This is a genomic window from Kitasatospora sp. NPDC089913 (assembly GCF_044748625.1).
Classification (GTDB): Bacteria; Actinomycetota; Actinomycetes; order Streptomycetales; family Streptomycetaceae; genus Kitasatospora.
In genome coordinates this window covers 15520-30784 of the sequence record NZ_JBIVGI010000038.1, presented here as the reverse complement: position 1 = coordinate 30784, position 15265 = coordinate 15520, and the positions used below count along the sequence as shown (strand labels likewise).

12 protein-coding genes are annotated in these 15265 nt (G+C 74.9%); 8 read left to right on the top strand and 4 right to left on the bottom strand.

Translation table 11 applies throughout. The annotated features are described in order from the left end of the window. Nucleotides 1-259: 259 nt before the first annotated feature. A complete protein-coding gene (locus ACIPYS_RS36195; RefSeq protein ID WP_231978403.1) occupies nt 260-1390 on the bottom strand; it encodes a glycosyltransferase family 4 protein in 1131 nt (376 codons plus the stop codon). Nucleotides 1391-1740: 350 nt separating this feature from the next. Here ACIPYS_RS36195 and ACIPYS_RS36190 point away from each other — a divergent pair, with 350 nt between their 5' ends. The 6 genes from ACIPYS_RS36190 to ACIPYS_RS36165 all read left to right on the top strand — a co-directional run bounded on the left by ACIPYS_RS36190 (nt 1741) and on the right by ACIPYS_RS36165 (nt 8408). Then, nucleotides 1741-3063 (top strand): glycosyltransferase family 4 protein, encoded by a 1323-nt coding sequence (locus ACIPYS_RS36190; protein ID WP_400754296.1) that lies wholly within the window; start codon nt 1741-1743, stop codon nt 3061-3063. Between the two features lie 104 nt (nt 3064-3167). Beyond that, on the top strand, nt 3168-3854 hold the full coding sequence (locus ACIPYS_RS36185) for a thiol:disulfide interchange protein DsbA/DsbL (RefSeq protein WP_400754294.1): 687 nt from the start codon (nt 3168-3170) through the stop codon (nt 3852-3854). 225 nt (nt 3855-4079) lie between these two features. Beyond that, nucleotides 4080-4988 (top strand): ABC transporter permease, encoded by a 909-nt coding sequence (locus tag ACIPYS_RS36180; RefSeq protein WP_093864716.1) that lies wholly within the window; start codon nt 4080-4082, stop codon nt 4986-4988. Beyond that, on the top strand, nt 4978-6177 hold the full coding sequence (locus ACIPYS_RS36175) for a polysaccharide ABC transporter ATP-binding protein (protein WP_093859388.1): 1200 nt from the start codon (nt 4978-4980) through the stop codon (nt 6175-6177). The genes ACIPYS_RS36180 and ACIPYS_RS36175 overlap by 11 nt, the downstream gene beginning before the upstream one ends. Nucleotides 6178-6180: 3 nt before the next feature. Then, nucleotides 6181-7380 (top strand): glycosyltransferase family 4 protein, encoded by a 1200-nt coding sequence (locus ACIPYS_RS36170; protein WP_093859387.1) that lies wholly within the window; start codon nt 6181-6183, stop codon nt 7378-7380. Nucleotides 7381-7532: 152 nt separating this feature from the next. After that, the gene (locus ACIPYS_RS36165) at nt 7533-8408 is read left to right on the top strand and encodes an alpha/beta fold hydrolase (protein ID WP_400754289.1); all 876 of its coding nucleotides are present in this window, start codon (nt 7533-7535) and stop codon (nt 8406-8408) included. A gap of 20 nt (nt 8409-8428) precedes the next feature. Here ACIPYS_RS36165 and ACIPYS_RS36160 read toward each other — a convergent pair whose 3' ends face one another. After that, nucleotides 8429-9175, bottom strand: coding sequence for an SAM-dependent methyltransferase (locus tag ACIPYS_RS36160; protein ID WP_400754286.1), 747 nt, complete (start codon nt 9173-9175; stop codon nt 8429-8431). Nucleotides 9176-9241: 66 nt separating this feature from the next. After that, nucleotides 9242-10423 (bottom strand): glycosyltransferase, encoded by a 1182-nt coding sequence (locus tag ACIPYS_RS36155; RefSeq protein WP_400754283.1) that lies wholly within the window; start codon nt 10421-10423, stop codon nt 9242-9244. Between the two features lie 18 nt (nt 10424-10441). On the opposite strand from ACIPYS_RS36155, the gene ACIPYS_RS36150 reads away from it, so the two are divergent. Beyond that, nucleotides 10442-11230: a glutamate racemase gene (locus ACIPYS_RS36150; RefSeq protein WP_400754280.1), complete on the top strand. Its 789-nt coding sequence runs from the start codon at nt 10442-10444 to the stop codon at nt 11228-11230. Between the two features lie 1950 nt (nt 11231-13180). Here the strand turns inward: ACIPYS_RS36150 and ACIPYS_RS36145 are convergent. Continuing rightward, the gene (locus tag ACIPYS_RS36145; protein ID WP_400754277.1) at nt 13181-14479 is read right to left on the bottom strand and encodes a polysaccharide deacetylase family protein; all 1299 of its coding nucleotides are present in this window, start codon (nt 14477-14479) and stop codon (nt 13181-13183) included. Between the two features lie 432 nt (nt 14480-14911). Between ACIPYS_RS36145 and ACIPYS_RS36140 the strand changes: the two genes are divergently transcribed. Next, a complete protein-coding gene (locus ACIPYS_RS36140; protein ID WP_400754274.1) occupies nt 14912-15184 on the top strand; it encodes a hypothetical protein in 273 nt (90 codons plus the stop codon). Nucleotides 15185-15265: the final 81 nt, after the last annotated feature.

Here is a 15265-nt window from a genome sequence, read left to right as displayed (position 1 = left end):
GCCCCCGCCGGATCCCCTTGCGATGCTTCCCGAGCCCCGACGTGCGGCGCAACCGCTTTGGCGATACTGGTCCGGGAGATCGTGTCCACCGGCCGCCGACCCGCCCGGATCCGGACAGAACGGGCCGTCGGCGGTGTACGCCCCTCGTACCGGGCGGGGGCGCACACGCCGACGGGTCCCGGCTCCGGGGCGGGGGCCGGGACCCGTCGGCGTGTCCCGGCTCGGGGCGGAGGCCGGACCGTCCGGGCCCGGGGCGCGCTCAGACCGTCCGCAGCCGCAGCGAGCGCTCGTAGAACCCCACCATCTGCGCCGACACCTGGTGCAGCGTGAACGAGGTCAGGAACCGGGCCCGCGCCGCCTTCGCCCGCACCCGCGCCGCGGCCCGGTCCTCCAGGGTGTCGGTGAGCGCCGCCGCCAGCGCGGCCGGGTGCTCCGGCGTCACCAGCCGGGCGTAGTCCTCGGACCCGACCGTCTCCCGCAGGGCCGGCACGTCGGCGGCCACCAGCGGCACCCCGACGCCCATCGCCTCCATCGCCGCGCTGCCGAGCCCCTCCCAGCGGGACGGCACCGCGAACGCGTCCGAGGCCGCCATCAGGTCGAAGACGTCGTCGCGCGGGCCGAGGAACCGCACCCCGCCGGTCGCCGCGGCCAGCGCCCGCAGCCGCTCGCTCTCGCCGCCCTCGCTGCCGGCCAGCAGCAGCACCGCCTCCGGCTCCGCCCGGAGCACCTGCGGCCAGGCCTCCAGCAGGACGTCCAGGCCCTTCTGGTACTGCTGCCGGGCCGCGGCCAGCACCACCGGTACGTCCTGCGGCAGCTCCAGCGCCGTCCGGACGGCGGCCCGCCGGTCCGGCGTCACCGATCCGAGCAGCTCGGGGTCGCGCCCGCGCGGCACGACGTCGATGCGCTGCGACGGCACCCGCAGCCGCCGGGCCATCGCCCCGGCCACGTACCTGGTCAGCGCGTGGAAGCGCCGGGTGCCCTGCGCGGTCGTGGCGTCCACCGCCTGCGCGGCCCGCACCTTCCACGGGTTCAGTCCGCGCGCGTTGCGGTGCTCCGGCCCGTACGCCGCGTTGACCAGGCTGGTCACCACCGGGGTGCGGGCCGCCAGCGCGGCCGCCCGGCCCAGCACGTCCGACTCGTAGAGCGTGGTGTGCACGAGGTCGGGCCGCCGCTCGCGGACCAGCCGGTGCAGCGCCGCGACGGTGCCGCCCCGGGTGGCCCGGCCGACCCCGAACACGTCCGCCCCGGCCGCGGTGAGCTCGGGCTGGAAGCCGCCGGGCGAGTCCTTGAGGTACGCGACGTCGAGCTTCACCCCGGCCCGTACCAGCTGGGGGGTCATCGCCACCAGGCCCTGCTCGGCCCCGCCGACCCGGCTCACGCTGTCGATCACATAGAGCACATGCACAGGCCAACCCCCGCCCTCCTGGGCGCCCCCGGTCTCCCGTGCCGGGAGGGCGCCCTGACTGCCGCTCAGCATCGCAGGTCGCGGTCGGCGCCCGCCAGCGGTTCGGTCAGACCGGCGCCGGGGCGGGGTGCGCCGCCGGCGGGGCGCCGCGGACCGGACGCCGGCGAACGGTCAGGGGGCGGTCGGCAGCGCGGAACGGGGCGCGTTCACCCCCGGCAGGGCGTACGACGGCTCCCGGGCGGCGCCCTTCCGGAGGCCGTACGCCGACCAGCGGACCACCGCCGGGTTGCGCGAAGGGGTCGTTCCTGACGGGAGGCTGTGCCAAGGTCGTTGCCATGCCCGAAGCGACACCGGTCAGGACGGCCGGAACCCGCCCCCGCATCCTTCACCTCATCACCGATCCACGCCGTCGCGGCGCCCAGAACCTCGCCCGCGACCTGCACCGCGAACTGTGCCGCAGGGGCCAGGCCTCGGCACTGCGGGCTCTCGCCCCGCACCCCGACGCCCATCCGGACGCCCCCGACACGCGCGCCACCGCCGTGCTCGGCCCCGGTCGGCTCCACCCGCGCACCCTCGGCGCCCTGCGCACCGCCGCCCGCACCGCCGACCTCGTCGTCGCCCACGGTTCCTCCACCCTCCCGGCCTGCGCGCTCGCCCTGGCCGGGACCCGCACCCCGTTCGTCTACGTCTCCATCGGCGACCCCCGGCACTGGACCGCGGGCCCGGTCCGCCGACTGCGCACCGGTGCCCTGCTGCACCGCGCCGCCGCCGTCACCGCCCTCGCCGACGAGGCCGGGGAGTTGCTCGTCGAACGCTTCCGGCTGCCCGCCGCCCGGGTCCGCACCATCCCCAACGCCCGTGCCGCCGACCGCTACCCGCCGGCCGCCGACGAGGCCGACCGCCGCGCCGCCCGGCACGCGCTCGGTCTGCCCTCGGACGGCCTGCTGGTCGCCTGGCTCGGCGCGATCGCGCCCGAGAAGCGGCTGGACCTCGCCCTCGACGCCCTCGGCCGGCTCCCGGACGTCCGCCTCGCGGTCGCCGGCGACGGCCCGCAACGCTCCGCGCTGGAGCGACATCCGGCCGCCACCCGGGCCCACTTCCTGGGCACCCTCGCCGACCCGGCGCCGCTCTACCGGGCCGCCGACGCCGTCCTGCTCAGCAGCGACAGCGAGGGCGTGCCCGGGGTGCTGATCGAGGCGGCGCTGGCCGGTCTGCCGGCCGTGGCCACGGACGTCGGCTGGGTCGGCTCGGTGGTCCGCGACGGTGTCACCGGCGCGCTGGTCGCACCCGGCGACCCACCGGCCCTCGCCGAGGCGCTGGCCAAGGTGCTGGCCGGCGACCGGGCCGGACTCGGCGCCGCGGCCCGGGCGCACGCGCTCGCCCACTGCGAGCTCGACGTGGTGGCCGACGCCTGGCAGCGGCTGTTCGGCGAGGTCTGCGGCCGCGTCGGCGGCTCGGCGGGACCTGCCGGACCCGCCGGACCTGCCGGACCCGTGCTACGGGTGGACCCGGACGGCGTCGCGACACGCAGCGTGGCGACGGACGGCGTGGCGAGGAACGGCGCGGAGACGGACGGCGTGGCGAGGAACGGCGCGGAGACGGACGGCGTGGCGACGGACAGCACGGCGAAGGGCGGTCCGGACGGCGGACGCGGCTGACGCGTCCCGGTGCGCCGGGCCGGGTGCGCCGATCGGGCGAATCCCGGCCCGACGCACCGGGACGACCTGGCCGATGACGTTCCGTCACCGCCATGCTGCCCCGTGTGAAGTCGATCCTTCGAACCACCCTGCTGCTCGCCGTCGCCGCCGGGATCGCCGCATCCCCCGTCCAGGCCGGCGCCGTCACCCACCAGCCGCCCCGTGAGGGCGCCCAGTACGTCCGCCTCGACCACCCGCAGCCGGTGCGCGAGAGCGCCCGCACCGAGGCGATCGAGTTCTTCTGGTACGACTGCGGTCACTCCCAGCAGCTCGAACAGCCGCTCCAGGCCTGGACCGAGCGGCACCGCGCCGACGTCGACCTGCGCCGCGTCCCGGCCATCTGGCAGGGCAGCCGCGAGGAGACCGCCCAGCGCGGCCACGCCCGCCTCTACTACACGCTGGAGCGGCTGGGCCTGGTCGAGCGCCTGCAGGCGGCCGCCTTCCGCGCGGTCCACAGCAACGAGCAGGACGTCACCACCGAGGACACCGCCACCGACTGGGCCCTGCGCCAGGGCGTCGACCAGCAGAGCTTCCGCGAGGCCTACCGCTCCGAGGACACCCTGCGGGCCGTCGACGAGGCCGCCGCGCTCTTCGTCCGCTACGGCATCAACGAGCTGCCGACCGTGGTGGTGCAGGGCGAGTACCGCACCTCGCCGACCAACGCCGGCGGCGTCGAGGCGATGCCCGAGGTGATGGACCACCTGGTCTCCCAGGAGCAGCAGCGCCACCCGCGCGCCCACACGCTGTACTGACGTCGTCCCACCCCTCCCGACCGCCGACGGGCGGGCCGGTCGCACCGCGGCCGGCCCGCCCCTTTTCGGTCGTCGGCCGGGGTGCGGCGGATCACCTTCACCGAACCGACCCCCGGCGGCCACACTCTGTGCCAGAGTGGGGCCGGGCCGCACCGCGACGGCGTCAACAGCCGTTGTGACGGGCCCACTTCTCGATACCACCGGTACCGGAGAGGGCAGGTGTCCGTGGGGGGACAACGCGCGCAGCTCGTCGACGAGCGCGACAGCCAGACAACGCAGGCCCCGGGGCGACGCCCGTCGGCCGCCGACGGGCCGCCGCCCGAGCTGATCTTCAAACGGGGGCTCCGCCCGGCCCAGGTGGCCCGCGAACTGTGGGGCGCCCGTGAACTCGTCCGCGCGCTCGCCGAGCGCGACCTGCGCGCCCGGTACAAGCAGGCGGTGCTCGGCTTCGCCTGGGCGGTGCTCACCCCGCTCGCGCTGTGCGCCATCTTCACCCTGGTGTTCCGCCGCGCCGTGCACGTCGAGACCGAGGGCGCCGCGTACCCGCTGTTCGCCTATGTCGGCCTGATCGTCTGGCAGTTCTTCAGCAACACGATGAACCAGGGTGCGCTGAGCCTCGCCAACAACCTCAGCCTGCTGAACAAGGTGTACTGCCCGCGCGAGGTGTTCCCGCTCGCCACGATGCTGGTCGCCACCGTCGACATGCTGATCGGCACCGCGGTGCTCGGTCTGCTGTTCCTGGTCTTCTGGACCGCCCCCGCGGTGACCTTCCTCTGGGTCGTGCCGCTGCTGGGCATCCAGTTCGCCTTCACCTACGGCATCGCCCTCGTGCTCTCGGTGGCCGTGGTGTACCTGCGCGACGTCCGCCACCTGCTGCCGATCATCACCCAGATGGGAGTGTTCGCCACCCCCGTCGCCTATCCGCTGGCCCAGATCCCGGAGCGCCTCCAGGAGCTGTACGTCGGGATCAACCCGCTCGGCGCCGTGATCGAGGGCTACCGCAACGCCCTGCTGTACGGGCAGGCGCCGGACGCCGCGCTCACCACGATCGCCGCGGTCTCCTCGGTGGTGTTCCTGGTCGGCGGCTACCTGCTGTTCAAGAAGCTGGAGACGGGGATCGCCGATGTCGCCTAGCCAGACCCTCCCGCTCGGGACCATCCGCACCGACCAGGTGTGGAAGCGCTTCAAGGCCGACCAGCAGCGGATGCTGCTGCGCGACAAGGTCGATTCGCTGGCCCGCCGGCTGCGCGGCGAGAAGGGCGAGGACTGGCGCTGGGCGCTGCGCGACATCTCGATGCACATCGAGCCGGGCGAGTCGGTCGGCCTGATCGGCTCCAACGGCTCCGGCAAGTCCACCCTGCTGAAGATGCTGACCCGGGTGATGTACCCGTACGGCGGGGTGATCGACGTGCGCGGCCGGATCGGCGCGCTGATCGAGATCCGGGCCGGCATCCACCCGGACCTGACCGGCCGGGAGAACATCTACCTGTTCGGCGCGCTGCTCGGCCTGCGCCGGCGCGAGGTGGCGACCCGCTTCGACGACATCGTGGAGTTCGCCCGGCTCGGCGGCGCCATCGACCGGCAGGTGAAGTTCTACTCCTCGGGCATGCAGATGCGTCTCGGCTTCGCCGTCGCCGCCTACCTGGAGCCGCACGTGCTGCTGGTGGACGAGGTGCTGGCGGTCGGCGACGCGGTGTTCCAGCAGCGCTGCCTGGACCGGATGCGCGAGGTCGCCGAGCAGGGCACCACCATCGTCTTCGTCTCGCACGACCTGCCCGCGGTGGAGTCCATCTGCCGGCGCGGCATCTGGCTGGAGCAGGGCTCGATCCGGGTGGACGCCGGGATCAAGGACGCGATGGCGGGCTACCGCGACTCGATCGAGGCGCAGTCCGAGGCCGGCGGGCGCACCGGCGAGCCGCTCCAGCTGCTCAAGCACGAGGTGCGCGGCGAGGAGCGGGACAGCCTGACCACCGACGAGCCGATGACCGTCGAACTCACCCTGGGCGGCGAGTACCGGGGCGACGCGACCCTGCACCTGGGCGTCAGCGAGGGCACCTCCAGCCCGATCTTCCAGATCAGCCACGAGATCCGGCTCGCCGGCGGGGACCGCCAGGTCTCCTGCGTGATCCCCCGGCTGCCGCTGCCGCGCGGCCGGTACACGCTCTGGGCCGGCGTCTACAGCATCGGTCGGACCGACGGCGGCACGCTGATGAGCTGGCACTCGGTGGGCCAGTTCGACGTGTTCGGGCCGATGCTGGACTCCCCGCCGCGCGCCGTCGTGCTGGCCGCGCCGGTGTTCGTCCCGCACCACTGGGAGGAGTGAGGCGTGAGATCGGTCCGGGTGCTCGTCCATCTCAACAACCTGGCCCTGGGCGGCGCCCAGTTGAACGCCGTCGACATCGCCCGCACGCTGCGCGACCGGGGCCACGACCCGGTGCTGTTCGCCCAGGGGGTGGACGGCCCGGCCCCGTTGGTCGAGGTCGCGGCCGGCCACGGCCTGGACGTGGTGGTGGCGGGCGGCCCCGACACCCCGCACTCCGAGGTCCGGCGCCGGCTGGGCCGGCTGGCCGCCGAGCACGGCAGCCAGCTGCTGCACGCCTGGGAGGTCCGGGCGGCCCGCAACTCCTACTTCGGGCCCGGCCGTTACGGCCGGATCCCGGTGGTGACCACCTTCTACGGGATCCGGATGCTGCGCGGCCTGCCCCGGCACCAGCCGCTGGTCCTGGGTCTCGGCGCGCTGCTGGGCGACGGCCGGGCCTTCGGCCACCGGGACGTCAGTCTGATCGAACCGCCGGTGAACACCGCCACGGACGCCCCCGGCCTGGTCGACGGCGCCGCGTTCCGCCGCCAGCACGGTGTCGGGGAGGACGAGTTGCTGCTCGCCATCGTCACCCGGCTGGTCCCCGCGCTGGAGAAGGACGCCGGCGCGGAGCTCACCGTGGACGCCGTCCGGCACCTGGACGACCCCCGGGTCCGGCTGGTGATCGTCGGCACCGGCCCCAGCCTGGAGCCGCTGCGGGCCCGTGCGGCCGCCGCCAACGAGGCGCTCGGTCGTCGGGCCGTCCTGGTCCCGGGTCAGCTCGCCGATCCGCGCCCCGCCTACCAGGGCGCCGACATCGTTCTCGGCATGGGCGGCTCCGCCCTGCGCGGACTCGCCTTCGGCAAGCCGGTGGTGGTGCACGGCGCGGCCGGGTACGCCGCCGTGCACGAGCCGGGGCCGCTGGTCGAACCGCACGCCTCGCGCTGCATGTACGGCTTCGGGGACGGCTCGCGCGCGCCGGAGGCGCTGGCCGCCCAGCTGCGGGGACTGCTCGACGACCCGGCGCGACGGGCCGAACTGGGCGCCTGGGGGCGGGATTGGGTGGTCGGCCGGTTCTCGCTGGAGAGCGTCACCGGTGCCTTCGAGGAGCTCTACGCCCGGGTGCTCGCCCGGCCGGGCCGCGCGGTCGGCTGGCTGAAGGACCTGGAGCAGATGACCAGGTACGAGTTCACCAAGCCCACCGCCCTGCGGCTGCTGGGGCGGTGACACCGACTCCTCCCGCGGCCGGTCCGCTCCCGGACCGCTGCTTTCCCGGGCGACCCCCTCCGGGGCGAACCTTTCCCGGGCGGCCCCTTCCGGGGCGACCCGTTCCGGGGCAACCCTTTTCCTAACCAGTACTGCGATGTTTAATGGTTAGCATGAGCGAGCTGACGATCCCGCACATCCATCACCGCCACGTCGACGTCGACGGCCTGCGCGTCTTCTACCGCGAGACCGGACCGGCCGACGCCCCGGTACTCCTGCTGCTGCACGGATTCCCGTCCGCCTCCCACCAGTTCCGGCGGCTCTTCGACGCGCTCGGCACCCGTTACCGGCTGATCGCCCCCGACTACCCCGGCTTCGGCCACAGCGACAGCCCCGCACCCGAGGCCTTCCGCTACCGCTTCGACACCCTGGCCGACGTCGTCGAGGGGTTCTGCCGGGCCCTCGGCCTCGACCGCTTCGCCCTCTACGTCTTCGACTTCGGCGCCCCCGTCGGCCTGCGGATCGCCACCCGCCACCCCGAGTGGATCACCGGACTGATCGTCCAGAACGGCAACGCCTACGAGGAGGGACTCTCCGCCCAGGCACGGGAGTTCATCGCCAACCGCCCCGGCGTCGAGGGCGCCGCCGAACGCGCCCGCGCCATCCTGGTCGAGGAGATCACCCGGGCCCAGTACGAGGGCGGGACCGGCGACCCCTCGCTGGTCGCCCCCGACGGCTGGACCCTCGACCAGCACCACCTCGACCGGCCCGGCCGCAAGGACATCCAGGTCGAACTCGCCCTCGACTACCACAGCAACGTCGAGCTCTACCCCGTCTGGCAGGACTGGCTGCGCACCCACCGGCCGCCGGCCCTGGTGGTCTGGGGCCGCAACGACCCGTTCTTCACCGAGCCCGGCGCCCGTGCCTACCTGCGCGACCTGCCCGACGCCGAACTCCACGTGTTCGACACCGGGCACTTCGCGCTGGAGGAGAAGCTGCCCGAGATCGCCCCGCTGATCGACGACTTCCTCGCCCGCCTCAAGCCCTGAGCGGCGTCCGGGCCGCCGTGTCAGCCCCGGCGCAGCAGCAGGGTGACGAAGCCGAGCGTCCCCCGGTAGCCGTGCAGCCACTCGGCGCGGTGCAGGTCGGCCGCGGCCCGGGCGTCCGCCGCGTCCGGGTGGCCCGGGTTGTCCAGCGCCCAGGCGGCCAGTGAACCCGTCCAGGAGAACTCGTAGTCGTCCCACTCCGCCGGGCTGCTGACATGGCCGAACACCGGCGTCCAGCCGGCCGCCACCACCCGGTCCACGGTGGTGGCCAGGTCCGCGTACTCCTCGCGCGCGGCGCCCAGGCCGCCCAGCGCCGCCGACGAGGGCTCGCGCTCCCAGAACCCCTCGCCCACCAGCACCCGGCCGCCCGGCGCCAGATGCTCGCGGGCGGCGGCCAGTGTCGGCAGCAGCCCGCCGAAGGCGTGCGTTGCGCCGACGTTCAGGACCAGCTCGAACGGCTCACGGTCGGTGAACTCCCGGACATCGAGATGGTGCAGCCCCAGCCGCCGCTGCACCCCGCCCGCCTCCGCCGACTCCCGGGCCCGGGTCAGCGCGCCCGCGTCCAGGTCCACCCCGACCGCCCGGAGCCGCGGTCGCGCCGCCAGCGCCCGCAGCAGCCAGGCACCCTGCCCGCAGCCGAGGTCGAGCACCCGCCCCTCCTCCTCGGCGCCGAGCGCCCGGTCCAGCAGCGTCGCCACGGCCTCGTCGGAGAGCGGCGCGGCGATCGGGTGATGGGCGTGGGCGAGCCGGGAGATCGTCTGACGGTCCATTCGAACAGTGTGGCCCACCCGGGCCCCGGCCGTCCGCCCTTCGGCCGTCGGCCCTCCACCCGTCCGCTACTTGTACGTCCGGCCCTTCCAGGCGGCGCCCCGGCCGCGCCAGTGCTGCACCGCCGAGTCGACCGTCATCAGCAGGTACAGCGCCGCCGTGAACGGCAGCAGCAGCGCGGCCGGCGCCGGCTGCCGGTAGTAGCGCAGCATCGGCACGAAGGTGCCCGTCATCAGGGCCCAGGCCGCCCAGCCCGCCACCGCCACCGGCCAGGCACCCGCCGCCACCCCCACCAGCACCGCCACCGGCGGCACCAGGTACACCAGCGTCAGCCCGAGCACCGTCCCCAGCAGCAGCACCGGAGAATGCCGCAGCTGGGCGTACGCGCTGCGCGACACCATCCGCCACAGCTGCGCCAGCCGCGGGTACGGGCGCACGCTGTCCACCTGCTCGGCCAGGCCCAGCCAGGTGCGGCCCCCGGTGGCCTTCACCGCCCGGGCGAGGGACACGTCGTCGATGACCGCGCCCCGGATCGCCGCCACCCCGCCGGCCCGCTCCAGTGCCTCCCGCCGCACCAGCGAGCAGCCGCCCGCCGCCGCGGCCGTCCGGGAACCGGGCCGGTTGCTCCACCGGAACGGGTACAGCTGGGCGAAGAAGTAGACGAAGGCCGGCACGATCAGCCGCTCCCAGCCCGTCTCCACCCGGAGCCGGGCCATCTGCGACACCAGGTCCAGCCGGTTCGCCTCCGCCGCCGCCACCAGCTCGGCCAGCGAGTCCGGCCCGTGCGCGATGTCCGCGTCCGTCAGCAGCAGGTACTCGGCGTCCGCCCCCACCAGCTCCACCCCGTGCCGCACCGCCCACAGCTTGCCGGTCCAGCCCGGCGGCAGCGGGGGAGGGGAGGCCACCGTCAGCTCCAGGCCCCCGGGCGCGGCGAGCGAACGCGCCAGCGCACCGGTGCCGTCCGTACTGTGGTCGTCCACCAGGACGACCCGGGCCCGCCCCGGGTACTTCTGCGCCAGCAGGCTCGGCAGGGACAGCGGCAGCACCTCCGCCTCGTCCCGGGCCGGGACCACCACCGCCACCTGCGGCCACCGCGCGGGCGGACGGCGCGGCGGCAGACGGACATCGGTACGCCAGAACAACCCGTGGCAGCCCGCCAGCCAGAGCCAGACCAGCAGGGAGAGCACGGCGATCCACAGCAGGACGGTCACCCGGGCAGTCTGCCGCACCAGGGGCCCGCGGCGGGGCATCGACTAAAGTCTTGAAGCGTGAAGATCGCACTGATGGACTCGGGAATCGGCCTGCTGGCCGCCGCCGGCGTACTCCGGACCAAGCGCCCGGACGTCGATCTGGTGCTCTCCTCCAACCCCGCCTCGATGCCCTGGGGCCCCCGGACGCCCGAGGAGATCACCGAACTCGCCCTCGGCTGCGCCCGCGCCGCCGCCGCGCACGAACCGGACGCGCTGATCATCGCCTGCAACACCGCCTCCGTGCACGCGCTCGCCGCCCTCCGCGCCGAACTGGAGCCCGCGCTCCCGGTCATCGCCACCGTCCCGGCGATCAAGCCGGCCGCCGCGCTCGGCGGCCCGGTCGCCATCTGGGCCACCCCGGCCACCACCGGCAGCGCGTACCAGCGCGGACTGATCCGCGACTTCGGCGGCACGGCCGCCGTCACCGAGGTGGCCTGCCCCGGGCTCGCCGACGCCGTGGACCACGGCGACCAGGCGGCCATCGACGCGGCCGTCGCCGACGCCGCCGCCCGCACCCCGGCCGGAACGGCGGCCCTCGTCCTCGGCTGCACGCACTACGAACTGGTCGCCGAACGCATCCGTGCCGCCGTCGCACCGACCGCCCTGCCGTCGCTCACCCTGCACGGCTCCGCCGAACCGGTCGTCGCCCAGGCCCTCCGCCGCGTCGCCGACCCCACCCGCCGGGGCAACGGCACCCTCACCGTCCTCCACGCCGGCATCCCGACCACCCTGCCCGCCGTCGCCCTGGCCTACCCCGGCACGGCCCTGCTCGCAGCCGCCGCCCCGATCACGGCCCCGGCGGCCTGACCTCTTCTGCTCGCGGTCGGCCGTGCTTTCCGTGGCGGCCGTACCTCCGGCGTCGGCTGTGCTTCCTGTGCCGGCCGTAGCTCCTGTGCCGGCCGTACCTCCTGTGCCGGCGGCCCGACCGCCGGCCTGGCCCGGTGTGGCCTGTGGCCCGCCTGGTAGCCGGGGCTCGGTGACGGCGCGTGGGGTCTGCCGCCCGTCTCGCCTTTCGGAAGCGGACGGCAGGTCGCCCGGCGCGGGACCGCGGTGGCCCCCTTACGGCCTGCCTCCGAGCAGTCGATCGCGCAGGCTGCGGCACGAGCCCGGCGTCCCGACGGGCTCGGCCGATCCTTCGACGCGGCCCGTTGCTCTCACGCCGGACCTCGGCCCCCGCCGGCCCCCACCTCCAAGGGTGACCCGGGTTGCGCCTCGCGACTGTGCCCGGCCGCCGCGTCAGCGCTGCGAGGCGGCCCACCGTGCGGGCGACCCTCCGACGCGCCGACTCGCCTGCGCACCGAGTAGCCCCGTGCCGTTCAACGGAGCCTTCCGCCGCACGGGCGGTGGTGCCGTGCGCAGGAAGTCGGCCGATCCGACTTCTCGCGTGTTGGGCAGATGGCCAACACGCGAACTCTCACGCCCGTCGCCAAAGGTGCTGTCGGCGACGGGGGAGCCGCGCCGCAGCCCCGCGGTCGGGCGCGAGAAGTCGGCCGATCCGACTTTGCACCTATTGGTCTGATGACCAATAGGTGCCGCTCCGAGATGTGCGCCGCTGGGCCCTGCGGCTCGGCTCCAGGGGCGGGTTCGAAAGATCGGCCCAGCCGACCTCCCGCGTGTTGGGTGGTTGACCAATATGCTGGCCCGAACTGTGCTGCCCGGAGGTGTTGTCCGCGGGGTCGGCCGCCTTTCGATCCTGCGGGAGGGCGGGCCTTGCGGGCGGCCGATCCGGCCCTCGATTGTTGGACGGTTGACCAATAGACGCCCCGCGTGCCTGTCCGCTCGGGGGTGCCTTTGGTGGATGGGGGCGGCTGTGACAGTCCCGCGATCCGGGCCGAGTGCGAGAAGTCGACGAATCCGACTTTTCATGTGTTGGGCGGTTGACCAATAGTCCGGGTTTGCGCATGCTCCCGCTGGGGCCCGCAATGTGCGATGGGTCGGCTCGAAAAGTCGACCCCGACCCCGCCTGTCGCCCTGTCGCCATTGTTGGTCAACTGACCAACAAGCAGCTCCAGAGATGGTCGGCTGGCGGCTGTCTGTGGATCGGGCATCGGCATGGGGTGGCGCCCACTGAGGGCCGCGCGCGATCGCCGACTGTCCGTGCCCGGGCTCGCCACCTGGTGGCAGACGGCCGATCGGTCGGCAGGCGGTTCGGAGCTCCCGTCCGTGGACGGGGTTCGGCCGCTTCTTCTCACCCGAGGGCCGTGCGTCGGAACTCCGCCACTCCGCCGCTCGGTCTTTGCGCGCGCGACTGCCCGGCTGATCCGCCCGACCCGCTCCGACCTGGGGCCCGGATGTGGAAACGGGGCAGGACCCGGTCGGCCCAGGCCGTCCGGTCCACCTCCACCGGGCGGGGTCGAGGGTGGTGCTGATCGAAGGTGGTGCTGATCGAAGCCTCCGCCCGGCTGGGCGCAGGCGGCGCGCGAGAAGGCGGCCCGTCCGACTTCTCGCGCTTCCCGCGCGCGGGTCGGTGAATCGCGCGGGAGCTCGGGCCGGTCGACGGAGCTTCGCCCTCGGGCGTCTGCCGGTTCGACTGCCGGTGCCGGTGCCGGAGCCGGTGCCGGTGCGTGCCGGTGCGTGCGTGAAGACGGGATCGGCTCAGTCCGCCCACCCCAGGGCTGGGCACCGGACGTCGGCCCACTCGACTTCTCGCGCGCGGGCAGGTGCGCCACGGGCAGGGGCAGCGACAGGGGCAGGGGCAAGGGCGGCCGTGGGCCGCTCGCGCAGGAAGTCGGTGGGGACGACTTCCTGCGCGCGGGGTCAGGCGGCCTGGCCGCGCCAGCGGCGATAGGCGGGTTCGAGGCCGGACAGGATGGTGTCGAAGCGACGGGTGCTGGTCGTCGAGTCGACCTGGAGCCGGCTGATCTGGAGCGGGTGGGAGGGCAACCGGGGGCCGAGGCGGTGGTCGGAGAGGAAGCCGAGCCGGTAGCCCAGTTCCTGGAGGACTCCCTCGGCCCGCACGTCGTGGCCGCCGTCCGGGTAGGCGAAGGCGATGGGGGGCTCGCCGAGCCAGTGGGTGAGGGCCTCGTGGGCGCCGGTGATCTCGGCCCGGACGGTGGCGTCGTCGCAGCGGCCGAGGCACGGGTGCCCCTGGGTGTGGTTGCCGATGGCGACGCCGCCCTCGCGGAGCGCCAGCAGGTCGGCCGGGGTCAGCTGGTCCTGGCCGGGCGGGCGCCGGTCCGCGCTGACCCGCAGCTCCTGGAGGCTGCGCCGGCGGTCCGGGTCGGGCATCGCCTTGAGCCGACGGAGCAGCTGGGAGGGGTGGCCGCAGTCGAGCGAACGGGCCCGACCGCCGTGCCGGGCGAGGAAGTCGGCCTCGTGCCACCAGAACGGCCGCTCCGTCCCGATCAGCTCGGAGATGACGAAGGCCGCGGCCGGGATACCGCGTTCGATCAGCGCGGGCAGCGCGTGCGTGAGGACGCTGCGGTCGGCGTCGTCGAAGGTCACCAGCACACTGCGGGCGGGCAGCGGACGTCGCTCGGCGACGGCTTCCTGCACGGCGGCGAGCGAGACGGGTGTCGCGAGTCTTCGCAGCCGGTCCAGCTGTGCGCCGAACGATCGGGGGTCGGTGACCCCGTGGTACGCGAGCACGGCGAGCCGCTGCGCCGCCCTGGCTCGGAACAGCGGCTGGACGGGCGCGAACCGCAGCCACTCGCCCCGCGCGTCGGCCGGGCTGCCGGCCGGGCCGTGTGCCGGAGCGCCGGCCGGGCCCTCGGCGCCCTCGCGCGTCCGCCCCCCGGGCGTGGCGGTGGGCGTGGCAGCGGGTGGCGCCGCCGGTGCGGGCGCCAGCGCCCGGGCCGGCCGGGAGCAGGTGCGGGTGGCCGTGGCGGACCGGGTGGCCGCGGGGGACCGCCGCGTCCGGTCACCGGGCCGGGTGTCGATCGGCTGCCCGTCGATCGGCACGGCACTCGCGGGGGACGCGGCCGCCGGTCGCGCGGGGCCGGGCGCGGGCGGCGGGGCGGCGGTCGGTGGCGGCCGCAGGTCCGACAGGGCGGTCACCACGGCCCTGTTGAGTGCGGTGAGGCCGGAGGTCGTCGTCGTGGAATGGGACTGCGGCACGGTTCCCCCTCGGTCGCCGATGCGGCGTGGCGGTACCGCCGGAGGACAGAGCCCGGCCTCCGACTCCAGGGCACGGCGGCTCCGCCCCCTGGGTATCTCCGGTCCACGGCGGGGACTCCCAACCCGCACCGCGGACGGCTCCTGGATCGCTCAATGTAATGGAGACAGCTACGCCCCGTTGATGGTTGTACCGGACCGGCAAGGTTTTTTCGCAGCGCGGGAACAATCCCGGGACAGGGCCGGAACGAAGCCGGGACGACGCCGGACCGGGAGCCGGAACCGGCGCCGGAACGAGCACCCCGGCGCGCGCCGGGGCGCACCGGCGGAGCGCGTGCGCGCGCCCCGGCCGGCCGCCTCGACGGTGACCCGGCGTGGCCGAAGAGTCACGCCCTGCGGGCTGCTCCGGCGGCGGCCCCGAGGTACCTTGGGCTCATGGCAGACGCGGAACGTGATCACTACCACCCGCACGGCGCGACCCGGATGACCCGGTTCTGGCACGGTGGTGCCCTGGTCACCCACCAGGTGCCGCTGGCGCTGGTCGGTCTGGCCTGCCTCGCGCTGGGCATCGTGGTCGCGGTCGTGGTTCCGGACAGTGACGGACCGGCCTGGGCGATGGCGGTCGCGGGCTGCCTCGCCGCCGGCGTGCTGATGCTCGGCCGGATCGGTGTCGCGGTGTTCCGCCGGCACCGCCGCGCGGCGGCCTGAGCCGACCGGGCGAGGGAGACCCGCCGTCCCCGAGCGGCGCCCCGATGTCCCGAAGCGGCCTCCCGGAGCGGGTGTGCCGGT